This is a genomic window from Psychrobacillus sp. NPDC096389 (assembly GCF_044762855.1).
In the GTDB taxonomy this organism is placed as follows: domain Bacteria; phylum Bacillota; class Bacilli; order Bacillales_A; family Planococcaceae; genus Psychrobacillus.
In genome coordinates, this window is record NZ_JBIWFB010000001.1 from 826,820 (window position 1) to 851,519 (window position 24,700).

At 37.0% G+C, this 24,700-nt stretch carries 21 protein-coding genes and 1 other annotated feature; of the genes, 17 read left to right on the plus strand and 4 right to left on the minus strand.

Going from position 1 to position 24,700, the window contains the following annotated elements; genetic code table 11:
- Positions 1–124 precede the first annotated feature (124 nt).
- Positions 125–883, plus strand: coding sequence for a prolyl oligopeptidase family serine peptidase (locus tag ACIQ38_RS03860; RefSeq protein ID WP_402818228.1), 759 nt, complete (start codon positions 125–127; stop codon positions 881–883).
- Positions 884–940: 57 nt separating this feature from the next.
- Positions 941–1,249 (plus strand): metal-sulfur cluster assembly factor, encoded by a 309-nt coding sequence (locus tag ACIQ38_RS03865; RefSeq protein WP_402818231.1) that lies wholly within the window; start codon positions 941–943, stop codon positions 1,247–1,249.
- Between the two features lie 254 nt (positions 1,250–1,503).
- Here the strand turns inward: ACIQ38_RS03865 and ACIQ38_RS03870 are convergent, their stop codons facing one another.
- Positions 1,504–2,205, minus strand: a complete 702-nt coding sequence (locus ACIQ38_RS03870) for a Crp/Fnr family transcriptional regulator (protein WP_402819599.1) — start codon at positions 2,203–2,205, stop codon at positions 1,504–1,506.
- A 149-nt stretch (positions 2,206–2,354) separates the two neighbouring features.
- Here ACIQ38_RS03870 and ACIQ38_RS03875 point away from each other — a divergent pair, with 149 nt between their 5' ends.
- The gene (locus ACIQ38_RS03875) at positions 2,355–4,481 is read left to right on the plus strand and encodes an ATP-dependent Clp protease ATP-binding subunit (RefSeq protein ID WP_402818234.1); all 2,127 of its coding nucleotides are present in this window, start codon (positions 2,355–2,357) and stop codon (positions 4,479–4,481) included.
- Between the two features lie 137 nt (positions 4,482–4,618).
- Here the strand turns inward: ACIQ38_RS03875 and ACIQ38_RS03880 are convergent, their stop codons facing one another.
- A complete protein-coding gene (locus ACIQ38_RS03880; RefSeq protein ID WP_402818238.1) occupies positions 4,619–4,807 on the minus strand; it encodes a YjzD family protein in 189 nt (62 codons plus the stop codon).
- Positions 4,808–4,973: 166 nt separating this feature from the next.
- Between ACIQ38_RS03880 and ACIQ38_RS03885 the strand changes: the two genes are divergently transcribed.
- From ACIQ38_RS03885 to ACIQ38_RS03915, 7 genes are all read left to right on the plus strand, one after another.
- Complete coding sequence (locus ACIQ38_RS03885; protein WP_402818241.1) at positions 4,974–5,909, plus strand: beta-ketoacyl-ACP synthase III; 936 nt, start codon at positions 4,974–4,976, stop codon at positions 5,907–5,909.
- A gap of 28 nt (positions 5,910–5,937) precedes the next feature.
- Positions 5,938–7,173: a beta-ketoacyl-ACP synthase II gene (fabF, locus tag ACIQ38_RS03890; protein ID WP_402818244.1), complete on the plus strand. Its 1,236-nt coding sequence runs from the start codon at positions 5,938–5,940 to the stop codon at positions 7,171–7,173.
- A gap of 898 nt (positions 7,174–8,071) precedes the next feature.
- Positions 8,072–9,085 (plus strand): ABC transporter ATP-binding protein, encoded by a 1,014-nt coding sequence (locus ACIQ38_RS03895; protein ID WP_402818247.1) that lies wholly within the window; start codon positions 8,072–8,074, stop codon positions 9,083–9,085.
- Positions 9,082–10,029, plus strand: coding sequence for an ABC transporter ATP-binding protein (locus ACIQ38_RS03900; RefSeq protein WP_402818250.1), 948 nt, complete (start codon positions 9,082–9,084; stop codon positions 10,027–10,029). Before ACIQ38_RS03895 ends, ACIQ38_RS03900 begins: the two co-directional genes overlap by 4 nt.
- A 1-nt stretch (position 10,030) precedes the next feature.
- On the plus strand, positions 10,031–10,993 hold the full coding sequence (gene opp4B / locus ACIQ38_RS03905) for an oligopeptide ABC transporter permease (RefSeq protein ID WP_402818253.1): 963 nt from the start codon (positions 10,031–10,033) through the stop codon (positions 10,991–10,993).
- Between the two features lie 32 nt (positions 10,994–11,025).
- A complete protein-coding gene (locus ACIQ38_RS03910; protein WP_402818256.1) occupies positions 11,026–11,931 on the plus strand; it encodes an ABC transporter permease in 906 nt (301 codons plus the stop codon).
- Positions 11,932–12,001: 70 nt separating this feature from the next.
- Positions 12,002–13,867, plus strand: a complete 1,866-nt coding sequence (locus tag ACIQ38_RS03915) for an oligopeptide ABC transporter substrate-binding protein (protein WP_402818260.1) — start codon at positions 12,002–12,004, stop codon at positions 13,865–13,867.
- Positions 13,868–14,112: 245 nt separating this feature from the next.
- Here ACIQ38_RS03915 and trpS read toward each other — a convergent pair whose 3' ends face one another.
- Both trpS and ACIQ38_RS03925 read right to left on the minus strand, forming a co-directional pair.
- Positions 14,113–15,099, minus strand: a complete 987-nt coding sequence (gene trpS, locus ACIQ38_RS03920) for a tryptophan--tRNA ligase (RefSeq protein WP_402818262.1) — start codon at positions 15,097–15,099, stop codon at positions 14,113–14,115.
- Between the two features lie 45 nt (positions 15,100–15,144).
- Positions 15,145–15,362 (minus strand) — a binding site (T-box leader).
- Positions 15,363–15,402: 40 nt separating this feature from the next.
- Positions 15,403–15,747: a DUF3899 domain-containing protein gene (locus ACIQ38_RS03925; protein ID WP_402818264.1), complete on the minus strand. Its 345-nt coding sequence runs from the start codon at positions 15,745–15,747 to the stop codon at positions 15,403–15,405.
- Between the two features lie 236 nt (positions 15,748–15,983).
- Between ACIQ38_RS03925 and ACIQ38_RS03930 the strand changes: the two genes are divergently transcribed.
- The 7 genes from ACIQ38_RS03930 to ACIQ38_RS03960 all read left to right on the plus strand — a co-directional run bounded on the left by ACIQ38_RS03930 (position 15,984) and on the right by ACIQ38_RS03960 (position 24,516).
- Complete coding sequence (locus tag ACIQ38_RS03930) at positions 15,984–17,690, plus strand: peptide ABC transporter substrate-binding protein (protein ID WP_402818266.1); 1,707 nt, start codon at positions 15,984–15,986, stop codon at positions 17,688–17,690.
- Positions 17,691–17,888: 198 nt separating this feature from the next.
- Positions 17,889–18,821 (plus strand): oligopeptide ABC transporter permease, encoded by a 933-nt coding sequence (opp3b, locus tag ACIQ38_RS03935; RefSeq protein ID WP_402818269.1) that lies wholly within the window; start codon positions 17,889–17,891, stop codon positions 18,819–18,821.
- Positions 18,821–19,840 (plus strand): oligopeptide ABC transporter permease, encoded by a 1,020-nt coding sequence (gene opp3C, locus ACIQ38_RS03940; protein ID WP_402818272.1) that lies wholly within the window; start codon positions 18,821–18,823, stop codon positions 19,838–19,840. Before opp3b ends, opp3C begins: the two co-directional genes overlap by 1 nt.
- 15 nt (positions 19,841–19,855) lie before the next feature.
- Positions 19,856–20,920: an ABC transporter ATP-binding protein gene (locus ACIQ38_RS03945; protein ID WP_402818275.1), complete on the plus strand. Its 1,065-nt coding sequence runs from the start codon at positions 19,856–19,858 to the stop codon at positions 20,918–20,920.
- Positions 20,920–21,858 (plus strand): ABC transporter ATP-binding protein, encoded by a 939-nt coding sequence (locus tag ACIQ38_RS03950; RefSeq protein WP_402818278.1) that lies wholly within the window; start codon positions 20,920–20,922, stop codon positions 21,856–21,858. Before ACIQ38_RS03945 ends, ACIQ38_RS03950 begins: the two co-directional genes overlap by 1 nt.
- Positions 21,859–22,690: 832 nt before the next feature.
- Complete coding sequence (locus ACIQ38_RS03955; protein WP_402818281.1) at positions 22,691–23,521, plus strand: alpha/beta fold hydrolase; 831 nt, start codon at positions 22,691–22,693, stop codon at positions 23,519–23,521.
- Positions 23,522–23,526: 5 nt separating this feature from the next.
- A complete protein-coding gene (locus ACIQ38_RS03960) occupies positions 23,527–24,516 on the plus strand; it encodes a sensor domain-containing diguanylate cyclase (RefSeq protein WP_402818284.1) in 990 nt (329 codons plus the stop codon).
- Positions 24,517–24,700: the final 184 nt, after the last annotated feature.

Consider the following 24,700-nt stretch of genomic DNA (forward strand, 5'->3'; position numbering starts at 1 on the left):
TTCTATTCTTATATAAAGTGTATCGTGTTCACAGAAGAAGGTCAAAATGTATAGATTAAGCTTTTTGTAAATTTTAAAATGCTTTGTTAGAATAATAATATAATCAAAAAGGTGGGGAAAGTAAATGATTGTCCAACAAGAAACATGGAGAAACATTCCATTATTACATATTTATCATGAGGAAATACAAAATAATGCACCAATCGTTCTTTTTCTACACGGTTTTGAAAGTGCAAAAGAACATAATCTCCATTATGCTTATCAACTAGTACACGAAGGATGTCGTGTCATTTTACCGGATGCCCATTTACACGGGGAACGAGATGAACAATTAGACCAAGTCGAGATCAGTTTACGTTTTTGGGAAACGGTATTAACTTCAATAGAAGAAGTAGGCATTTTAAAAGAAGAACTAGTAAACCGCGGCTATCTAACAAATCAAAAAATCGGCATTGCAGGTACTTCCATGGGGGGTATCACCACCCTTGGTTGCTTAACCGCTTATTCTTGGATAGATGCTGCAGTTATTTTAATGGGAACTCCCGGGTTTGTGGAGCTGGCAAAAGCACAAATGCAACAAATCGAACAAAAAGGCTTTCAAATACCATTAGATGCGGAAGAAAGAAGAAATATGCTCAACACTTTAGCTAAGTTCGACGCTACAAACCAAATGGAAAAACTAAAAGACAAGCCGCTGTTTTTCTGGCACGGCGAAAAGGATCAGGTTGTACCTTTTGCACCTACCGCCGGGTTTATCCAAACAATTGAAGAAGAATATGAAAATCAATCCATCGAATTCATCAAAGAAAAATCAGCAGGACATGCCGTATCGCGCAAAGGAATGTTAGCCGCAACGAAATGGCTTGCAAACAGTTTGGCATAAGTAAGCTTGTTTGTTATGATTGTTATGATGAATGAAAGCGATAAAGGAGGATTTTAAATGGATCAAGATATGAAAGACAGCATGATGGCTGCACTCGAAAATGTTATTGACCCTGAGTTAGGCATTGATATTGTTAATTTAGGTTTAGTATATGATGTAGATTTAACAGAGGAAGGTACGGCAAACGTAACAATGACGCTAACTTCCATCGGTTGCCCAATGGGACCAATGATTGTAGATCAAGTGAAAACTGCACTTGGCGAATTACCAGAAGTAACAGAAACAGAAGTAAACATCGTCTTCAATCCACCATGGTCAAAAGAAAATATGTCAAGATACGCAAAAATCGCTCTTGGTATTAGATAAGTAGAAAAAGCGCAAGGCAATCCTCTTATAGATTACCTTGCGCTTTTTTTATGTTGTTATAATTACTTTGACTTTGGAAGTAAATGGCGAAGAGCAACCAATTGTGATGGAAGCAACCTATTGTACAAGTAAGTTAGTTTGAAAAGAACATATTTGGGGAAAACAAGCGTCAATGGGCAATTAAATGGCGGTGGGAGCAATCCTTCCCTAAAAAAAAGCAAACTTCATATGCAAAACTATGAAGAATGCATTTATTAATCGATGCGACAAATATGCAATGGACAATTGTCACATTCTATTTCCCTACGTAAGAATTGCAAATCATGGACTGTAATAATTCCTTTATCAAAAGAAATGATTCCGTTTTTTTTCAAATCATTCAGCATTCGATTGACTACTTCCCGACTCGTCGCACAAAAGTTCGCCAATTCTTGATTGGTCAAAGAATAATCGATTATTATACTACCATCTGCTTGCTTAATGCCGTACGTATTCGTCAAACGTATTAATGTTGAATAGAGTGCCCCTTTTTTTCCATGTAATAATAAATCACGGAAGCGGGTTTCATTTTTCAAATTATGTGTTTGAATAATTTTCATCCATTCCATCATTAACTGTGGAGAAGAGGACAGGTGTTTTTCCAGTTGATTTTGAGGTAATGCGATGACATGAACTACATCATTTGTATGTGCTGAAACGGAATGATAATTCACTTCGCAAAAGACAGAAGTTTCGCCAATAAACGTATTAGGGCCAGCAATTCGAATCGTTAAAACTTGCCCACTTTCTGTATCTTTACTAATACGAACCGAACCTGACTGGATAAGGTAGACATCCTCTGAACGTTCACCCTCCTCAAAAACTGGCTTATTTTTTCCAACCTTCAGAATGGAACCGTATTGTTCAAATAATGTATAAATCCCAAATAAAGAAGAAGTATCCTCGCTCAAAAATATCACAACCTTTCCTTCTATATCGACATAATACCATATTTGTACATATATCCACCCTAGAAAATCAGTTTTCTTTACAAATTCTACGTAATAATATTATAATTACGTTAGTCAAAGAAGGTCAAACAATTTCAAAAAGGAGATGTTTGGTTATGCAAATGAAACAACAAGATGAAAAAACACCTTTAGAAACGTACGGACGTAACCTAGTTACCGCAGTTAAAGAAGGAAAAATGGATCCGGTTATTGGGCGAGACCAAGAAATCAGAGACGTTATACGAATTTTATCTAGAAAAACAAAAAATAATCCAGTGTTGATCGGTGAACCAGGTGTAGGTAAAACAGCAATAGTAGAAGGATTAGCACAGCGAATTGTTCGAAAAGACGTACCAGAAGGTTTAAAAGAAAAAGAAATTTATGAGCTTGATATGAGTTCCCTTATAGCAGGGGCAAAATACCGCGGGGAATTTGAAGAGCGTTTGCAAGCTGTCTTGAAGCAAGTAAAAGATAGCGAAGGACAAATTATTTTATTTATCGACGAAATTCATACGATTGTAGGGGCGGGTAAAACGGATGGTGCAATGGATGCAGGCAATATGTTAAAGCCGATGCTTGCTCGTGGAGAACTGCATTGTATCGGAGCAACGACATTAGATGAATACCGTATGTATATTGAAAAAGACCCAGCGCTCGAAAGACGATTCCAACAAGTTTTAGTTCGCGAACCTTCTGTAGAAGATACAGTTTCTATTTTACGCGGATTAAAAGAACGTTTTGAATTGCATCATGGAGTGCGCATCCATGACCGTGCAATTGTAGCAGCGGCAGAACTATCGAATCGATATATTACGGAACGCTTTTTGCCAGATAAAGCTATTGACCTTGTAGACGAAGCGTGCGCAATGATTCGAACAGAAATTGATTCGATGCCACAAGAATTAGATGAAGTAACGAGAAAAATGATGCAATTGCAAATTGAAGAACAAGCACTTATGAAGGAAAAGGACGCTGCAAGTCAAAAACGCCTAGAAATATTACGTGAAGACTTAAAAGAACTAGAACAGTCTTCTAGCGAAATGCGAACTAAATGGACAGAAGAAAAAGAAACCATTCAAGTAATTCAACAAAAACGCGAAGAATTAGACCGTTATCGTAGAGAGCTGGAAGAAGCGGAGAATAAATACGATTTAAATAAAGCCGCAGAACTGCGCCACGGTAAAATTCCAACATTAGAAAAAGAATTGCATGCTTATGAGGAACAAGTGAATGAAGACTCAAGCAATAGATTATTACGAGAAGAAGTAACAGCAGAAGAAATTGCTTCAATTGTTTCCAGATGGACAGGAATTCCAGTGACGAAGCTTGTAGAAGGGGAACGTGAAAAGCTGCTCCGTTTAAATGTAACGCTTGGAGAAAGAGTGGTTGGTCAGGATAAAGCGGTGCAATTAGTTACTGAAGCTGTTTGGCGTGCAAGAGCCGGCATCAAAGATCCGCATAAACCAATTGGTTCCTTCTTATTTTTAGGTCCAACTGGTGTTGGAAAAACGGAACTTGCGAAATCGCTAGCGGCCAATTTATTTGACTCAGAAGAACATTTTATCCGCATTGATATGTCGGAGTATATGGAAAAACATAGTGTTTCTCGACTAGTTGGTGCTCCTCCTGGCTATATTGGCTACGAAGAAGGCGGTCAATTAACCGAAGCAGTGCGTAGAAATCCATACTCGGTTGTTCTACTGGACGAGATGGAGAAAGCACATCCAGATGTTGCGAATATTTTATTGCAATTGATGGATGATGGCCGAATTACGGATAGTCAAGGGCGAATCGTAAACTTTACTAATACGATTGTTATTTTAACTTCCAATATTGGCTCACAATATTTAGCTAATACAACAGGAATCGTAGGTGAAGAGGAAGAGGCATTGGTAATGGCTTCCTTAAGAGAGCATTTCAAACCCGAGTTACTAAATCGGATGGATGATATTATAATGTTCCATTCCCTGACTACACATCATTTTGAAAAAATTGCAGAGAAATATGTAAAACAGTTAGAAAATCGTTTGCTTGAGCAAGAAATTAAGCTACAAGTGGAAGATTCGGTTATTAAGTGGATTGTAGAAGAAGGTACAGACGCTGCATTTGGTGCAAGACCATTGAAACGATTTATCCAACGCCATCTAGAAACAGCGGTGGCCAAGCTGTTGATCGGCGGAACCGTACTTCCAGGTGGAACCGTAGTTGCTACGATAGAAGATGGGGAATTACTTATTAAGTAGGAAAATCGCAAAATAGGATATGTAAATCACAAGATACTCATCACGAATTGCAAGATAGGTGTCGAGAGTCGCAAGATACCTCCTAGCACGCGGTAATTTTTAAAAATAAAACAGCTCCCAATACCGGGAGCTGTTTTTTAGTGTTGTTCTTTTGGAAGTGGATCGTTAGGAATGATTGCAGCAATGATAAAAATCATAATAGCAACAGGTACAGACATAATTAGCCCGTTTTCAAATACAAAAGGAACTGCTTGTACAGAACTTACTACATAATTTAACATGGAAACTAAAATAACCGACCATACTAATGTCATAATGTATTTCATATAATTTCACCTCAGGAACTAATTTTTACTAATTGTATCATACCATAACAAAAGGCTTTGCAAAAGAATATTTAAAGAAGGAAACTCTGTTGTTGAAAATTGTACATAAATTCGTTATTATTATTACCAGGTACTAATAATAGATTATAAGAAAAGGGGAACTTTCATGAATGCAGGAATTATTGGGTTAGGAACATACTCACCTGAAAAAGTATTGACAAATGAAGACCTTGAAAAAATGGTAGATACATCAGACGAATGGATACGTACGAGAACTGGCATAGAAGAAAGAAGAATAGCAGGGGATGACCAAGATACATCTGATTTAGCGTTTGAAGCTGCTAAAGAAGCGATTAAAGATGCAGGAATTTCACCTGAACAAATAGGACTTATCCTTGTAGCAACGGTAACACCGGATACACCGTTTCCAAGTGTTTCCTCCATGTTACAAGATCGTTTAGGTGCAACCAATGCTGCGGCAATGGATGTTTCAGCGGCTTGTGCTGGATTTATGTACGGATTAGTTACTGCAAAGCAATTTGTGGAATCGGATACTTATTCACATGTACTTGTCGTAGGTGTAGAAAAGCTTTCGAAAATCACAGATTGGGAAGACCGTAATACTGCAGTATTATTCGGTGATGGAGCAGGAGCTGCGGTAGTAAGTAAAGTTTCAGAAGGTCGTGGAATTTTATCATTTGAACTAGGTGCAGATGGAAGTGGCGGCAAACATTTATACCAAGATGGTGCTCATTTAGCGATGAACGGTCGAGAAGTATTCAAATTTGCTGTGAGACAAATGGGTGAATCTGCTGTCAACGTAATTGAAAAAGCAGGACTTTCCAAAGAAGATATAGATATGTTAATCCCGCATCAAGCGAATATTCGTATTATGGACGCTTCTAGAGAAAGATTAGGATTACCAACAGAAAAAATGTCTAAAACCATTCATAAGTATGGGAACACTTCATCGGCGTCCATTCCACTTTCTTTAAAAGAAGAAGTAGACAACGGCAAAGTAAAAGACGATGATATCCTTGTTATGGTTGGCTTTGGCGGTGGCTTAACTTGGGGTGCCATTACCTTAAAATGGGGAAGATAAACATTGAATTACGAAAGGATGAATATGCATGACGAAACGAAGAGTTGTAGTAACAGGAATAGGTGCTGTTACACCACTTGGCAATGATATAGAGACAACTTGGTCTAGTATTAAAGAAGGTAAGTCAGGCGTAGGTATGTTGACAAGACTTGATGCAAGTCAATTCGCAGCAAAAGTTGCAGCGGAAGTAAAAGACTTTGATATAGAGAAATATATTGAGAGAAAAGAAGCGCGTAAAATGGACCGCTTCACGCATTATGCACTTGCAGCTTCTATTATGGCTGTGGAAGATGCTAATTTGACAATTACGGAAGAGGTAGGTCTTCGAACAGGTGTATGGATCGGTTCTGGTATTGGTGGAATGGAAACATATGAAAATCAGTTCCGTACATTTTTAGAAAAAGGCGCACGTCGTGTTAGTCCATTTTTTGTACCAATGATGATTCCAGATATGGCTGCTGGTCAAGTATCTATTCATTTCGGAGCAAAAGCAATCAATTCATGTTCGGTGACTGCATGTGCATCTGGCACAAACTCCATTGGGGATGCATTTAAAGTAATTGAACGTGGAGATGCAGATGTGATGATTACAGGGGGAGCGGAATCACCGATCACCCACATGTCTGTAGCAGGATTCTGCTCTAGCACTGCACTATCATTGAATACAGATCCTCATACAGCATCTAGACCATTTGATGCAAATCGTGATGGATTTGTCATAGGTGAAGGCGCAGGAATTATTATTTTGGAAGAATATGAGCATGCTGTTGCTCGTGGAGCGAAAATTTACGCCGAAATTATTGGATATGGCTCTACTGGGGATGCTCATCATATTACAGCACCAGCTCCTGGTGGAGAAGGGGCTGCACGTGCGATGCAACAAGCATTAGAAGATGCAGATGTTCAACCTGAGCAAGTCGGTTATATTAATGCACACGGAACAAGTACGCCATATAATGACCAATTTGAAACAATGGCTGTGAAATCTGTTTTTGCAGAGCATGCATATAATCTAGCGATGAGTTCTACTAAATCAATGACAGGTCACTTATTAGGAGCGGCTGGTGGAGTAGAAGCAATCTTTACGGTGCTTGCATTAAAAGAGGGCATTTTGCCACCAACGATCAATTTAGAAACACCTGATCCAGAATGTGATTTAGATTATGTGCCAAATGTTGCGAGATCAGCAAACCTTGAATACGCAATGAGTAATTCACTCGGATTTGGCGGACATAACGCAAGTATTTTATTTAAAAAAATATAAAAACATATAGGAGAAAGGGCGCTAAGCATTGCTAGCGCCCTTTCTTTATTTATTTAATAAAATTTTTCTAATTTTCACTAATTACTGAGATAATGCGTCATATGGTAAAGCATCGGCCTTTTATGATTGGAAAATAATTATTATTTATATATGTACAATATTGACCAAAATAAATCTCAGTCACCGCCGTTTCATCTCAAGTAAACTTATTGTTTTAAGAATTTAGTTGCTTTCATTGAAGGATTTGTTGCCCTAAGCCATTTATTGGATTAATACAGTCGGAAAATTGTAGGAGGATTTATTTTAAGCAAGTCAATACTGAGCAAGTAAACAATTTTTGTTGATTTTCTCTGCAGGAAGGCATTGCCACACGACGTGGAGTTCTCAGCCTTTGTTCTTCTGTGAGAAAAATGAGCCTTCATAACGTACGCGTTAGCGGCTGTGAAAACTCTACGACATTAAAGAATATAACTGGAATAAAATGGTTAATCATTATTCAAAAACACCTCAAAGCATTTCCAAGTAAAAATTTGGAAGTGCTTTTTAGTATGTAAAATATTTTATTAAGTTGAAGTGCTAGTTTAGTAGTGTTTTAGCGCATTGGTGGATATTTTAGTGAAATAATATGTCGAAAAATGATGTCCCATTCATTTTATGAAAAATTTTTTTAGTTAGTTTATAATGGCAAAAACCGTTGAAAATACTATGTTTTCACCTAATTACTAATTTTCTAAAAAGAGTAAATAAAGGAAACAGTCAAAAAATAATATTGCGATTGTAAAGAGATTGTAATAGACTTTGTAATTAAGGTAACAAAACTGAAAAGTGAAACAATTTAATAGCTTAGTAATTTCCAATGTTTGGGTAAAATGATCGATGGCATGAAAGGAGAAATACTTTGAACAACACAGAGAAACTTTTAACGATCAATAACTTACATACTGGTTTTCGGATAAAGGATACATATTATGACGCAGTCGATGGCGTATCAATTTCACTAAAGAAAAACGAAATACTTGCTATTGTAGGCGAATCTGGATGTGGGAAGTCCACACTCGCGACTTCTATCATTGGTCTTCATGATCATAACAAGACGAGAGTAGAGGGAGAAATCATTTATAAAGGAAAAAATCTCGCAAAGTTGGATGAAGAAAAGTTTAACGAAGTCCGCGGTGAAGAAATCGGAATGATTTTCCAAGATCCACTTTCTGCCTTGAATCCGCTTATGCGAATTGGTGATCAAATTGAAGAGAGTTTAGCATTCCATACAAAAATGTCTAAAGGAGAACGAGATAAACGCGTTTTAGAGCTTCTCAATCAAGTTGGAATTTCCAATCCAGCACGTATCGCGAAACAGTTTCCTCATCAATTATCAGGGGGAATGCGACAACGGGTCATTATTGCAATTGCCCTTTCATGTAAACCAAATATAATTATCGCTGACGAACCAACTACAGCACTCGATGTAACAATACAAGCTCAAATATTAGATTTATTAAAAGATTTGCAAGCAGAAACCGGAGCTGGAATTGTTTTAATAACACATGACTTAGGAGTAGTAGCAGAAGTGGCAGACCGAGTTGCCGTTATGTATGCAGGGCAAATTATAGAAGAGGCACCAGTAGAGGAATTATTCGCAAACCCCTTGCATCCATATACACGTTCTCTGTTCAACTCGATACCACAAATGAATAGCGAGAATGAGAAACTACAAGTAATTCAAGGAATTGTTCCATCTTTAATAAACTTGCCAAGAACAGGTTGCAGATTTTCAGCACGTATCCCATGGATTACAGAAGCGATGCATGAAGAAAATCCAACGATGCACGAAGTTTCTCCAGGTCATCTAGTTAGATGTACTTGCTGGCAACACTTTCATTTTGAAAGTGAAGAAGGAGGAATTGCAAGATGAGTTTTATGCAAATAAATGACTTAAAAGTATATTATCCAATTCGTGGAGGCTTTTTCAATACAGTAGTTGACCAAGTAACTGCAGTAGATGGAATCTCGCTGGAATTTGAAAAGGGAAAAGCATATGGCTTAGTTGGTGAGTCGGGATGTGGAAAATCGACGACTGGTAAATCGATTATTGGCTTAGAAAAAATCACTTCAGGAAGTATCATATACGAAGGAAAAAACGTGACACATAATCGAAGAGGACGTGGATCTTCCTATAATCGAGATATACAAATGATTTTCCAAGATGCACATTCTAGTTTGAATCCTCGTAAAAGAGTAAAAGATATTATTGCTGAGCCGATTCGAAATTTTTTGAAACTTTCTCCAGATGAGGAAAAACGTAGGATAAATGAATTGCTCGCAATTGTAGGGATGAATGAAGATGCCAAATTGAAATATCCGCATGAGTTCTCAGGAGGACAAAAACAACGAATTGGGATTGCCCGAGCAATCGCTTGTAATCCAAAGCTTATTATTGCGGATGAGCCAGTTTCCGCACTAGATCTATCCGTTCAAGCGCAAGTACTAAACTTCATGAAAGATATTCAGCAAGAATTAGGACTAAGCTATTTATTTATCTCGCATGATTTAGGGGTAGTGAAGCATATGTGTGATCATATATCGATCATGTATAAAGGACGTTTTGTTGAATCGGGGAGCCGTCAAGATATATATACGAATCCACAACATATATACACGAAACGATTATTATCGGCAATTCCGGATGTGAATCCAATAGATCGAAAAGAGCGAAAAAAGGAAAGAATCGAAGTAGAAGCAAGCTATGCTACAAATCATAAAAATTACTTTGATGAAAACGGAAAAGTACATGATTTAAAACAATTATCCACTACACATTTTGTAGCAATAAGTGCTCGCGAGAAAGGGGGCATTTAACATGTGGAAGACAATTGTTAGACGAGTATTAATCATGATTCCGCAATTATTTGTTCTAAGTTTATTAATCTTTATTATGGCTAAAGCAATGCCAGGAGACCCATTTACAGGAATGATTACTCCAGACACGGATCCGGCACGAATTGAGGAGCTCCGTGAAAAGGCTGGCTTGAATGATCCATGGTATGTGCAATATGTAAACTGGATTGGAAATGCTGCACAAGGGGATTTTGGAAAAAGTTACACATATAAAATACAAGTATCTACTTTAATCGGAGAGCGAGCGTTAAATACATTTTGGTTATCGTTAGTAAGTGTCATCTTGTTATATTTAATCGCCATTCCACTTGGTGTTTTAGCAGGGCGGTATCAAGATACATTTTTAGAAAAAACAATCGTATTATACAGCTTCGTCACATATGCTATTCCGACATTCGTTTTGGCATTAATTTTCTTATACATTTTTGGTTACCAACTTCACTGGTTTCCAACAGTAGGTAGTGTTGATATTAAATATGATGCAGGTACATCTGGTTACTTGTGGAGTAAGTTATACCACATGCTGTTACCAGCAATCACCACAGCTGTATTAGGTACTACTGGTGTCATTCAGTACCTACGTTCTGAAATTATTGACGCAAAATCGATGGATTATGTGCGAACTGCACGAAGTAAAGGAATTCCTGTTAGAAAAGTGTATTCACGTCATATTTTTAGAAATTCATTACTCCCAATTGCAGCTTTCTTAGGGTTTACAATTACTGGGTTACTAGGTGGATCCATTTTCATCGAAACAATTTTCGGTTATCCGGGGATGGGGCAATTATTTATATCGTCCCTTTCATCACGTGACTACAGTGTGATTACCGCGCTTGTTATGTTGTATGGCTTCTTAGCGTTATTAGGTAGTCTACTGTCCGATATCATCATGAGTATCGTTGACCCAAGAATTAGGATAGAATAGGCGAACTAAATGTTAAGGAGAGGTGCATAAATATGGGGAAAGAAGCAACAATTGATAGTAAAAAAGTAAAAACTAACTCTCCTCCAACGGGTATGCAAGTTATTTTCAGAGAGTTTAGTAAAGATAAACTGGCCATGTTCTCACTGATTTCTTTAGTAATTGTAATTGTAGGGGTTTTTATATGGGCATGGTTTATTGACCAAGATGCATTGATGCGTGTTAGTTTACGAGATAAATATGCACCGCCAGGAGATAAGTTCTTTTTAGGAGCCGATCAAGGTGGGAAAGATATTCTTGGACAGTTAGTAATTGGTGCTAAAAACTCCATTAGTATTGCTATCGCGATCACGTTAATTACCGGTGTTTTTGGTATTATTGTCGGCTTAGTTTGTGGTTATTTTGGGGGATGGATTGATAATATGTTTATGCGTATTATCGACTTTTTTATCACGATTCCTTCTTTAATGATTATTATCGTATTTGTAACAGTCGTACCAAAATATACAGTTACTATTTTTATATTCATCATGAGTTTATTTCTTTGGACTAGTACTGCCCGACTTGTACGTAGTAAAGCATTGTCCGAAAGCAGACGGGATTATGTCAATGCTTCTAAGACGATGGGCACACCGGGTATATTGATCATATTCAAAGAAATTATGCCCAATTTAAGTTCAATTTTAATCGTCGAGATGACATTAAACTTTGCAGGGAATGTGGGGATTGAAACGGGTCTATCTTATCTTGGATTCGGTTTACCACCTCAAACCCCTAGTTTAGGTACATTAATAAGCTATGCAAATAACCCACTTGTACTGCAAGATAAGTGGTGGGTATGGTTACCAGCGTCAATCTTTATCTTGTTAATGATGTTAGGGATTAACTATGTAGGGCAGGCATTGCGCCGTTCGGCAGATGCTAAGCAGCGTTTAGGTTAACTTTTTTTGGTATTAAACGGATTCGCGTTTGATATATATATGAAAAAGAGAGTAAAAAGGAGGAAAAGAAATGAGTAAGAAGCTTTGGGGATTACTAGCATTGTTACTAGCATTTATGCTTGTACTAGCTGCTTGTAACAGTGATGGAGAAGAATCTACTGGTACAGATGAGGGAACAAAAACAGAAGATGCTACTACAGATGATGGTGGAGAAGAAGGTACAGAAGAAGAGGCAGAAGAACCAGTTGCAGAAGAATCGGACGCATTATTCCCATTATCCGTTGAAAACGACGGTGAAGCTATTTCAGGTGGTACTTTAAAAGTTGCAATGGCAAAAGATGAGCCATTCCAAGGAATTTTCTCTTATGTATTGTATGAAGATGCTTATGATGCAGACATCTTAGCATATGCAACAAACTCACTTTTCGAAACTGATGGAGATTTCTTAATAACAGATGAAGGTATTGCAAGTATGGAAGTAGATCAAGAAAACAATAAAGTATTAGTAAAAATTCGTGAAGGTGTAAAATGGTCTGACGGAGAACCGTTAAAAATCGAAGACTTAATCCAACCTTATTTAATTATTGGTCACAAAGACTACACAGGTGTTCGTTATGATTCTGATTTCCAAAATATTATTGGTGCTGTTGAATACCATGATGGTGCTGCTGATACAATTTCAGGTCTTAAAAAAGTGGATGAAACAACATTAGAAATTTCATTCAATAAATTATCTCCAGCAATCTTCAGTGGTGGAGATGGAATTTGGACATATGCAGAGCCAAGTCATATTATTAAAGATATTCCAGTTGCGGATTTAGTAGAATCAGATGCAGTTCGTAAAAGCCCAGTTACTTTAGGTGCGTTCAAGTTTGATAAAATCGTACCAGGTGAATCTGTTCAATTAGTAGCAAACGAACACTACTGGAAAGGTCAACCAAAATTAGATGGCGTTCTAGTAAAAGTTGTACCAACAAGCTCCATTTCAGTAGCAATGCAACAAGGTGAATATGATATTGCTTCAAGTTTCAGTGCTTCTAAAATGGAAGAAGTAAAAGACTTTGATAATATCGAAATATTAGGTCGACAAGAACTTTACTATGCTTACTTAGGATTCAAATTAGGTAAATACGATTACGATAATAGTTTAGTTGTAACTGACTTAGAAAATTCTAAAATGGGAGACGTAAAACTACGTCAAGCGATGGGCTATGCTTTAGACGTAGAGCAAGTTGCGGAAGTTTTCTATAATAACTTACGTGAACGTGCAAACTCATTAATTCCTCCGGTATTTGCATCTTTCTATGATGCATCTTTAGAAGGATATACGTATGATCCAGACAAAGCAGCTGCATTATTAGAAGAAGCTGGTTTCAAAGATGTAGATGGCGATGGAATCCGTGAAGACAAAGAAGGGAAACCTTTTGAGATTAAATTTGCGACAATGTCAGGTGATGATATCGCAGAAGATATTACACAATTCTATTTACAAAACTGGAAAGATGTAGGCTTAAATGTAACATTAACAACAGGCCGTACAATCGAATTCAACAGCTTCTATGATAAAATTGAAGCAGATGATCCAGAAATCGATATTTTCATGGCTGCATGGGGTACAGGAACAAACCCATCTCCAGCAGGTCTTTACTCGAAAACAGCTCAATATAACTTTAGCCGTTACTCTTCTGATTTCTTAGAGCAAACGCTAACAAATATTGACTCTCCAGAATCATTTGATGCTGATTACCGTGCAAAAGAATTCCGTGCATGGCAAGAATATATGGCTGAGCAAGCGCCAGTTATTCCAACAATGTATCGTTATGAGTTAGTACCAGTTAATAAACGTGTGAAAAACTACAATATTGACTATGCTAACCCAACTGAGTTACACGAGATTGAGCTAGTAGCTGATACAGGAGTAAAATCTACAAAATAATAAATAAAAAAACCGTTCCTAGACGAAAGTTTAGGAACGGTTTTTCATATTGTTTAAGAAGGATGTGATACATATGAGAATGGTATTGTTTTTAATCAGTTATGGGATAGCAGTTATTAGTTGCTCCCACTTAGTTTTATTCTTAAACTTTTTATCTTTAGGTTATTCGTTGAATTCTGTACTGATGTACATGCTCCAGTCAAAAGAATTTATGATGCTATGTGGATCGCTTTTAGTTTTAACGATTATCGTCTTCTTCCGAGGCCCATTGCGGCTTCCATCTTAGCAAGTGTCGCATTTGCTAAAGCATTTGCTTTTTCTGCTCCAAGATCTAAGATGTCATCTAGCTCAGATGAATTTAATAATTCTTCATATCTCGCTTGAATTGGAGCTAAATGATCGATGATAACTTGTGCCACAGACGCTTTAAAATCTCCATAACCTTTGCCTTCATACTTTTGTACAAGTGCTTCTATTGATACGTCAGTCAGAGCTGCTTCTATTGTAAGGAGATTTGAAACGCCTGGTTTGTTTTCAAGATCATATGCAACAATGCCTTCAGAATCTGTTACAGAACTTTTTATTTTCTTTTCAATTTCCTTAGGTGTATCGAGTAGGCGGATTGTTGCTTTTTTATTTGGATCGGATTTACTCATTTTTTTCAATGGGTCTTGTAATGATTTAATACGTGCACCGTTCTTGGGAAGTTGGATATCAGGAATTGTCAGTACTTCCCCGTATTTTTTATTGAATCGTTCTGCTAAGTCACGTGTTAACTCCACATGTTGTTTTTGGTCGTCGCCAACAGGTACGATATCCGATTGATATAGAAGGATATCCGCTGCCATTAATGGTGGATATGTTAATAACGCTGCTGATACTGCTTCTTTTCCTGTCGATTTGTCTTTAAATTGCGTCATTCTTTCTAATTCACCGATATAGGAAATACATTGCATAATCCATCCGGCCTGTGCATGCGCAGGGACTTCAGATTGTATAAATAATGTAGACTTATTCGGGTCAATTCCTACTGCAATATACAATGCTGCAAGGGAACGAATATGCCCGCGTAGTTCTTCGGGGTCCTGTGGAACGGTGATAGCATGTTGATCAACAATGCAAAATACGCAATCATAATCGTCTTGTAATGCGGTAAACTGTCTAAACGCACCGATATAGTTTCCTAACGTAATAATTCCTGTTGGCTGAACTCCTGAAAAAATTTTCTTCATGTTTTTTCCTCCTCGATAAAATAAAAAAACATCATGCATCCCTAAAAAAGGGACGAATGATGTAAAATCCGTGGTACCACCCAGCTTGCTAAAATAATAATTAGCCACTCTTCTTCTTAACGTGAAGGACACGGTCTATGCTACTACAAGTTCACATACACTGCTCAGAAGCCCATTCCATTTATAGTATGGTCTGTTTGCACCAACCACAGACTCTCTTTTCATACTGTATTAAATGTACTTTTCTTCGTCATAGCTTAACTATTTTGTTTCGCTAATTATATTATAGAAGAAACACAAAAATCAAGCATAAAAAGCAACTAGGGCAATGCCCATACAAACTAAACAAGACAAGCCTAAAGTGACAATCGGCTTATATGGAAAAGAAAAAACCTCGGATGGCAACCTCATATCATTTGCGGTTTTTTTCATATGTTTAGGAGAAAACACTTTTCGTGTGCTTGTCACAAAAATATCGAAAAACCCACCAGCAACTACATACGTCATGAGCCCGATAAATGTAATAGAACCTCCAACATAAAAGGACAAATTTATATATGAAGTAAGCGTGAAAGACCCATTTGTGAAAAACATTAGTACAAAAATAATAAGCTGTAAGACTAAAAAACTAATAATTGTTTTCTTCATAATTCACCTCGACGAAATAAATTATAAAAGATTCACTTAAAATAATCAAAAATTAGACAATTCAAAATGTCAGAAATGAACAAATTAACTACCAAAGATTCCTAATTGTTAGGACAATGTAATGATTTTGTTACTGAATTGTAAAAAAATAATCGAAAAACCTGTACAAGTTTCTAGGAAAATGTATAATGATTATTGTAATGAATTTTTCTGAATATTTAAAGGGGGTTATTCTTTTGAAGAATAGCAAGTTTGCTTGGCTTTTAGGCCTAATGTTAGTTGTTGCTCTTTTCTTGGCTGCATGTGGCGGCGATAAAGAAGAAAGCACAGAAACATCTACAGAAAAAGAAGAGACAGACGCAACAACAGAAGAAGTAGCAACTGACGAGGAACAAGTTCTTAACTTAATCATGACTGCTGAGATTCCAACAATGGACTCTGCACTTGTTACGGATGCAGTAGGTTTTGACCTTCTGAATAACGTAAACGAAGGTTTATACCGTTTAAATCAAGATAACGTTGCTGAACCAGCATTATCTGAAGGTGAACCAACAGTTTCTGAAGATGGATTAGTTTACACATTCACATTACGTGATGCTAACTGGTCAGATGGTTCTCCGGTAACTGCTAATGATTTTGAATTTGCGTGGAAACGTGCGATGAACCCAGATACTGCTTCTGAGTATGGTCCATACATGATGGATGGCGTTATTAAAAATGCTACTGAAATTATGGAAGGTTCTGTAGAGTACACTGAACTAGGTGTTAAAGCTCTAGATGAAAAAACATTAGAAGTAACACTTGAAAAACCAATTCCTTATTTCTTATCACTTATGTCATTTGGAACATTCTTACCACAAAGTGAAGAATTCGTTACAGCGCAAGGTGCAAACTATGCAAAAAATTCTGAAGCACTTTTATACAACGGACCATTTACACTTGCTAACTGGGACGGAACAGGATTATCTTGGCAACTTCTTAAAAATGAAGAGTACTGGGATAAAGACACTGTAAAATTAACTGAAATTAACTATGATGTTGTTAAAGAACCAGGTACAGCTGTAAACTTGTATTCTGAAGGTCAAAAAGACCGTGCTGGGCTTTCTGGTGAGTTCGCAATGCAATATGCTGCTGATCCAGAACTAATCACTGAATCAGAAACATCTGTATTCTATTTCAAATACAACCAAGAGCGTCTTGGAGAAAAAACACCACTTGCTAATGTAAATATTCGTGAAGCAATGTCAAAAGCTTTCAATAAACAAGATTTAGTAGATGTAGTTTTAGCTAACGGTTCTGTACCAGCTAACTACTTAATTCCAAAAGACTTTACTTTCGATGCTGATGCAAATGATTTCCGTGACGTAAACGGTGACATGGCTGAATTCAATGTAGAAGAAGCAAAAGCTGCATTTGAAAAAGGATTATCTGAACTAGGCGTTTCTGAATTAACTATCGAAATTTTAAATGGTGATACAGAAGCAGCTAAAAAAATGGGTGAATACCTAGCAAATCAATTACAAACAAATCTACCAGGTTTAACAGTTAAACTAAAAGAAGTACCATTTAACGTACGTCTAGATCTTGACACAAATCAAGATTACGATATGCAAATTGCTGGATGGGGACCTGACTATCAAGATCCTTATACATTCATGAACTTATGGTTAACTGGTGGCGGAAACAACAAAATGTCTTATTCTAACCCAGAATATGACAAACTAGTAAACTCAGCTGCTAATGAATTAGCTCTTGATCCAGAAGCTCGTTGGCAAGCACTTGCTGATGCTGAAAAACTTCTTATTGACGAAGATTACGGTATCGGACCAATTTACCAACGTGGATTAATGTTCCTTCAAAAACCATATGTTAAAGGTATCGTTGCTCACCCATTCGGTGGAGACTATAGCTACAAGTGGGCTTATATCGAAGGTAAAAACTAATTTAGTGAATGTTTAAAATCACATAGTTTGAGAGTATATGGTATCCGTTCGGGGCCATATACTCTCTTTTTAAATGAATCAGAATTCACGAAATATTTTATTTTTAATTTTAGTTTTGACAACTACGGAGTTTATCTGTTTATATATACTAGTAGAGTTTTAAAAATTATAGGAAAATATTATTTAGGAGGTGCAAAGATGACAAAATATATGATTCGACGTATCGTTTATATGTTTATTACCCTTTTCCTGATCGCGTCAGCAACGTTTTTCTTAATGAAGGCGCTTCCAGGATCCCCGATTAGCTCTGCTCCAAAACTTACCCCTTCACAACTTGCGATGGTGGAAGCGAAATATGGATTAGATGAACCAGTTCCTGTGCAGTATGCAAAATACATGCTCAACTTGGCAAAAGGTGACTTAGGTAACTCATTCCAGTTCAAAAATGCTAGTGTAACGGAACTAATCATGAATCGTTTAGGACCATCTGTTTTAATTGGAACACAAGGTTTGATACTGGGTGTTGCTATAGGTATTTTGTTAGGTATGATTGCAGCGTTAAGGCAGAATACTGTATGGGATTATGGTAGTACACTAATTGCTATCATTGGTATTTCTATTCCATCTTTCGTTTTTGCAACATTGCTTCAATATTGGTTAGCGGTAGAATGGGGTCTATTCCCTGTAGGTTTATGGAAAGATGGTTGGATGTCAAGCATACTACCTTCTATTGCATTAGCAATGGGACCACTTGCGACAGCATCTCGATTTATCCGTACAGAAATGATTGAAGTATTAAGTTCGGATTATATTACTTTAGCAAAATCTAAAGGGGCTAGCGGATTTGAAGTTGCATTCAAGCACGCTTTCCGTAATGCATTAATCCCGCTTGTCACTGTTTTAGGACCGCTTGCTGCTGGTTTAGTTACAGGTTCACTTGTAATTGAACAAATCTTTGCAATACCGGGTATCGGAGAACAATTCGTTAAAGCTATTATGTCCAATGACTTCTCCATTATTATGGGAACAACATTATTCTACTCTGTATTGTTAATTGTCATAATATTCGTAGTAGACGTCCTTTATGGAATAATTGATCCTCGTATTCGTTTATCAGGAGGTAGTAAATAATGAGTTTGGATATAAAAAAAATACCTGCTGAATCTTTTGAAAGAGTTCATATCGATAGTAGCCAAGCAGAAAGAATTACGAAACCGTCTTTAAGTTTTTGGCAAGACGCTTGGTTACGAATTCGTAAAAACAAGGCCGCTATTGCAAGCATATTCATATTATTGTTTATCATTATTATGGCATTTGTAGGGCCGATGGTTAGCCCGCATGATTCTGAAACTCAAACAATTACACATGCTAACTTGCCTCCAAAAGTTCCTGGACTTGAGAAGTTAGGAATATTCGATGGTGTTGGTACATTAGCAGGTAAAGAAGTAGATTTATATGAAATGAAAAAAGTAGATACGTATTATTGGTTTGGGACGGATGGTTTGGGACGTGACATGTTCTCAAGAGCATGGGAAGGTACTCAAATTTCATTGTTAATTGCCTTTATGGCAGCATTAATCGATATGGTAATTGGTGTTGCTTACGGAGGTATTTCTGGTTTCTACGGTGGTCGTGTCGATGATGTGATGCAACGTATTGTAGAAATTCTATATGGTATCCCAACATTAGTTATCGTTATCCTAATGTTATTATTTATGGAACCAGGTGTCACGGCGATAATTATTGCGATTACGCTCACAGGATGGATTGGTATGTCGCGTATTGTTCGGGGTCAAGTCTTGAAATTTAAAAACCAAGAATTTGTACTCGCATCCCGTACTTTAGGTGCAAGTAATGGTCGCATAATTTCTAAACATATTTTACCGAATATTTTAGGGGTAATTATTATTAATACAATGTTTACTATCCCAAGTGCGATTTTCTTTGAAGCATTTCTAAGCTTTATCGGATTAGGACTTCAAGCTCCTGATGCGTCTTTAGGTACACTTATTAACGATGGGTATAAAGTAATTCGTTTCCAACCACATATTTTATTATTCCCATCGATTATTTTAAGTTTATTAATGATTGCATTTAACTTGCTTGGTGATGGATTACGTGATGCATTTGATCCGAAGATGAAAGACTAAAGGAGGAAAGCGAAAATGGAAAAAATATTAGAAGTAAAAGACCTAGAGCTTTCCTTCCATACGTTTGCAGGGGAAGTTAAAGCAATTCGTGGCGTTAACTTTGACTTATTAAAAGGAGAAACGCTTGCAATTGTTGGAGAGTCTGGTTCTGGTAAATCCGTAACGACTAAGTCAATTATGCGTTTATTGCCTGAACATAGCTCTGAATTTAAAAATGGTCATATCTTATTTAATGGAAAAGATTTAACGAAACTTACAGATAAAGAAATGCAAAAGATTCGTGGAAAAGACATTTCAATGATTTTCCAAGATCCTATGACTTCGTTGAATCCTACGATGACTATTGGAAAACAAATTATGGAGCCTATATTAAAGCACCGTAATGTAAGTAAATCAGTAGCGCATAAAGAAGCAGTAGATTTACTTCGTCTAGTAGGTATGCCTAAACCAGAAGCTCGTATGAAACAATATCCACATCAGTTTTCAGGTGGACAACGTCAACGTATCGTTATTGCCATTGCACTAGCATGTAATCCACAAGTATTAATTGCGGATGAACCGACTACTGCGCTGGACGTAACGATTCAAGCACAAATTCTAGAGCTAATGAAAGATTTACAAAAGAAGATTAATACATCGATCATCTTTATTACACATGATCTTGGTGTAGTAGCGAATGTGGCAGATAGAGTTGCTGTTATGTATGGTGGGAAAATTGTTGAAATCGGAACGGTAGATGAAATTTTCTATAATCCACAACACCCTTATACATGGGGATTACTAAGCTCAATGCCTTCACTTGATACGGCAGAAGAGAAACTATATGCAATTCCGGGAACACCACCGGATCTATTGTCACCTCCAAAGGGAGATGCATTTGCTCTTCGTAGTGATTATGCAATGAAAATAGATTTGGAAGAAAATCCTCCATTTTTTAAAGTGAGTGATACGCATTATGCAGCAACTTGGTTATTACATCCAGATGCTCCGCAAGTAGACCCACCAGTAGCAATTATGGAGCGTATGAAAAAATATCCAGGTAGTCGTTACTATGAAGGAACGGAAGGAGGTACTTACTAATGGCTGAAAAATTACTGGAAATCAAAAATTTAAAGCAGTATTTCAATCAAGGTAAGCCAAATGAAGTTCGTGCGGTAGATGATATAAGCTTTGATATTTATAAAGGGGAAACATTAGGTCTAGTTGGCGAGTCAGGTTGTGGTAAATCAACGACTGGGCGTACAATTATCCGTCTTTATGATGCAACAGATGGTCAAGTAATTTACGATGGTGTAAACGTACATGATAAAAAATCTAAAAAAGATTTAAAAGAATTCAATCGTAAAATGCAAATGATTTTCCAAGATCCATATGCTTCTCTAAATCCGCGTATGAAAGTACTGGATATTATCGCAGAAGGATTGGATATTCACGGTCTTGTGAAAAATCCAAAAGAACGAAAAGAAAAAGTAGTAGAACTTTTAGAAACTGTTGGATTAAACCGTGAGCATGCGGATCGTTATGCACATGAGTTTTCAGGTGGACAACGTCAACGTCTTGGAATTGCAAGAGCACTTGCTGTGAATCCTGAATTCATCATTGCGGATGAGCCAATCTCAGCGCTAGATGTATCGATTCAAGCACAGGTTGTAAACTTACTAAAAGAACTACAAGAAGAAAAAGGCTTAACTTATTTATTCATTGCACATGACTTGTCTATGGTAAAATACATTTCTGACCGTATTGGAGTAATGTATTTTGGTAAGCTAGTCGAGTTAGCTACTGCAGAAGAATTGTATGCAAATCCGATGCATCCATATACACAATCTCTTCTATCAGCTATTCCTCTTCCAGATCCAAATTATGAGCGCACTCGTGTCCGTAAATCATACGACCCAGCAAATCATAATTATCAAGACGGGGAAGAAATTGCTATGCGTGAAGTAACGCCTGGACATTTTGTTTACTGTTCTGAAAAAGAATTGCAATCTTTAAGAGCTACATCAAGCTCTAAATAATAAAAAATCGGTCATTCCTATGCGAATGATCGATTTTTTTATGGCCTGTGAAATTATAAAGTAAGTAGGTTAAGTGAATTCTTAAAATTGAGCACAGTATAGGGATGATGCGTCATAAGCATACTTATATGTCCGCTATGATTTCCGCTCCAGGCGGAGACGCTTACCGTGGGGCGGGCGGTGACCTCACAGGTCTCGCCGCCTTGCGCTTCAATTAATAGAACTTGCTAACTTGTTCAGTATCGACTCTCTCAAAACATTCATTTTTCATGGAGTATATCCAGTAAATGTCTTAGGGGAACTAACTAGTCATGGATAGCAACTAATTCTTATTACAACAAGTTTTCTTGGAGTGAGAGGATAATAATTTAGACATAATCTAGGGATAGTGCGTCTTAAGGAAGCACTATTAGTTTTAGCTTATAGGCATAATTTCATCTATTTGCAGTGTTTGGAAGAGAGATCGTCCAACTTCGTGTAGAGCTTGATCAACTTACGCGCAAGCGACGTGAATGATTCATCGCTCACCCGGCGGAAAGCGTACGGCTACAACGAAAATCACAGCGGTCACTAAGACACATTATCTCTATAATATGTGATATCTATTAATGCTGATTATTTCCATTCCTCAGATGGGGACGAAGAGATGCGCTTTTATTCTGGGTAAAGTAGCGAGGAAATGCCTTGTATTCGCTTCTTTAATTGTTGGAACATGTAGAATAGGATATAATGAAATTACTAGAAAATTTTAGAGGATTGTATATGTAAAGCGAGTTAGGTCTTACAATTTAGATAAATAGACTTATATTATTAGAATAGATGAGGTTTCTATATGGATCAAAATGTTCTTTTACGAAATAATGTAAATATTACTGGAAAAGGTACGAGGGCAATGTTGTTTGCTCCTGGGTTTGGATGTGACCAAAATATGTGGAGGTTTGTAGCACCTGCTTTTGAAGAAAATTATCGTACTATTCTTTTTGATTATGTTGGTTCAGGTAAGTCTGATTATAATGCTTATAGCCCTAGCAAATACAGTAAACTTCATGGATATGCACAGGATTTGCTAGAAATATGTGCTGCACTGGATTTAAAAGAAATAACTTTTATTGGACATTCAGTAGGTAGCACCATTGGGATGTTGGCATCTATACAACAGCCTGATTTATTTGAACATCTTATTATGATAGGACCATCCCCTCGTTATCTAAATGATCATCCTGACTATATAGGTGGGTTTGAGAAAGAGGACTTGGATGGATTAATTGATATGATGGAGATGAATTATATTGGCTGGTCCAATTATCTTTCCAAAGTTATTATGAAAAATCCCGATCGTCCAGAGCTTTCCAAAGAATTAGAGGAAAGTTTTTGTTCGACTGATCCAACTGTTGCTCGCCAATTTGCCATTGCCACTTTCTTTTCTGATAATCGAGAAGACTTGAGAAAAGTGGCGGTACCATCGCTTATTCTTCAGTGTGCGGAAGATGTTATTGCTCCAAGTGAAGTTGGGAACTACATGCATCGCCATCTGCCAGACAATACCTTGCGTTTTATGCAAGCTACTGGGCATTGTCCACATATGAGTCATCCTGAAGAAACCATTCAATTAATTAGTGAATATTTGACTACTGGTTCTGTAAGCACACTTAGTAAGGAGTAGATTATTTGTTAGATGAACAATTGAACTATGCTCCGTGTGGCTACTTATCCCTTTCAGATGAGGGCACCATTCGAACGATCAATCAAACATTGCTTACTTTACTAGGCTTTGACTTGGACGAGTTATATGGAAAACATGTCAATATTATTCTAACGGCTCCTAGCAAATCTTTTTATCAACTTTACTTTTTCCCTATCATAAAGTTTCACGAACATGTGGAAGAGATGTATCTTACATTCAAATCGAAAAACAATAAGGATATTCCGGTTCTCCTAAGTGCGACACGTAAAAAACGTGACGGGGAAATTGTAAATGATTGTGTGTTATTTCAAATAAAGAAACGCTATGAGTATGAGCAATCCCTCCTGGCGGTAAAAAAGGAAACAGAAGAACGTAATCGTATTAAGAGAGAGCAAATAGCCGAGCTAGATCTTTTGCGTAGGGAATTAGAGAGCAAACAAAAAGAACTGCTAGAAGTAAACGAACAATTAGAAAAATTAGCTACTACAGATGGACTTACTGGTCTTAAGAACAGAAGAAGTTTTCAGGAAGATTTAGCATCTAATATTTCTTTATTCGCCAGCAATTCGCAACCACTTTCCCTATTATTGTTAGATATAGACCATTTTAAAAAGATAAATGATAATTATGGGCATTTAACAGGTGACAGAGTTCTCCAAGGATTGGGATTAATTCTGAAAGAGGAGCTAAGGGAAGAGGATGTTGCGGCTCGTTATGGAGGAGAAGAATTTGCATTGATCCTTCCTAATACAGATCAATCTGATGCCCAATATATTGCTGAGAGTATCCGCTTACGTGTAGCGAGTGCCGGCTGGACAGATCAAACTGTTACGATAAGTATTGGAGTTGCAACTATTGTAAAAGGAGATACTATAAGTACTCTTCAATCCAGAGCTGATCAGGCGCTTTATGCATCTAAAAATGGTGGACGCAATCAAGTCACCCTTGCTCTCCACTTAGCTATAAATTCATAAATCTTGAAAACGGAGTAAGCTTAAGAGCCACTCCGTTTTTCTATGTATAAATTGTAGAATTTCATTGTATATTTCATGATAATGAACAGAAAAGTTTTTCTTTCATGTTATTAGGGTATATAAACATAAACTTCTAAAAACGATGAATAGTTTGAGGTCGCATTATAGACTATTTAGAAAGAGT

Excerpts from the sequence above, each read along its gene's own strand:
- ACIQ38_RS03945 (WP_402818275.1), top strand. The coding sequence starts at position 19,856 with ATGGAAAAAATATTAGAAGTAAAAGACCTAGAGCTTTCCTTCCATACG.
- opp3b (WP_402818269.1), top strand. The coding sequence starts at position 17,889 with ATGACAAAATATATGATTCGACGTATCGTTTATATGTTTATTACCCTT.
- ACIQ38_RS03925 (WP_402818264.1), bottom strand. The coding sequence starts at position 15,747 with ATGAAGAAAACAATTATTAGTTTTTTAGTCTTACAGCTTATTATTTTT.
- ACIQ38_RS03885 (WP_402818241.1), top strand. The coding sequence starts at position 4,974 with ATGAATGCAGGAATTATTGGGTTAGGAACATACTCACCTGAAAAAGTA.
- opp4B (WP_402818253.1), top strand. The coding sequence starts at position 10,031 with ATGTGGAAGACAATTGTTAGACGAGTATTAATCATGATTCCGCAATTA.
- ACIQ38_RS03915 (WP_402818260.1), top strand. The coding sequence starts at position 12,002 with ATGAGTAAGAAGCTTTGGGGATTACTAGCATTGTTACTAGCATTTATG.
- ACIQ38_RS03955 (WP_402818281.1), top strand. The coding sequence starts at position 22,691 with ATGGATCAAAATGTTCTTTTACGAAATAATGTAAATATTACTGGAAAA.
- ACIQ38_RS03860 (WP_402818228.1), top strand. The coding sequence starts at position 125 with ATGATTGTCCAACAAGAAACATGGAGAAACATTCCATTATTACATATT.
- fabF (WP_402818244.1), top strand. The coding sequence starts at position 5,938 with ATGACGAAACGAAGAGTTGTAGTAACAGGAATAGGTGCTGTTACACCA.
- ACIQ38_RS03875 (WP_402818234.1), top strand. The coding sequence starts at position 2,355 with ATGCAAATGAAACAACAAGATGAAAAAACACCTTTAGAAACGTACGGA.
- ACIQ38_RS03900 (WP_402818250.1), top strand. The coding sequence starts at position 9,082 with ATGAGTTTTATGCAAATAAATGACTTAAAAGTATATTATCCAATTCGT.
- opp3C (WP_402818272.1), top strand. The coding sequence starts at position 18,821 with ATGAGTTTGGATATAAAAAAAATACCTGCTGAATCTTTTGAAAGAGTT.
- ACIQ38_RS03950 (WP_402818278.1), top strand. The coding sequence starts at position 20,920 with ATGGCTGAAAAATTACTGGAAATCAAAAATTTAAAGCAGTATTTCAAT.
- ACIQ38_RS03880 (WP_402818238.1), bottom strand. The coding sequence starts at position 4,807 with ATGAAATACATTATGACATTAGTATGGTCGGTTATTTTAGTTTCCATG.
- ACIQ38_RS03865 (WP_402818231.1), top strand. The coding sequence starts at position 941 with ATGGATCAAGATATGAAAGACAGCATGATGGCTGCACTCGAAAATGTT.
- trpS (WP_402818262.1), bottom strand. The coding sequence starts at position 15,099 with ATGAAGAAAATTTTTTCAGGAGTTCAGCCAACAGGAATTATTACGTTA.
- ACIQ38_RS03910 (WP_402818256.1), top strand. The coding sequence starts at position 11,026 with ATGGGGAAAGAAGCAACAATTGATAGTAAAAAAGTAAAAACTAACTCT.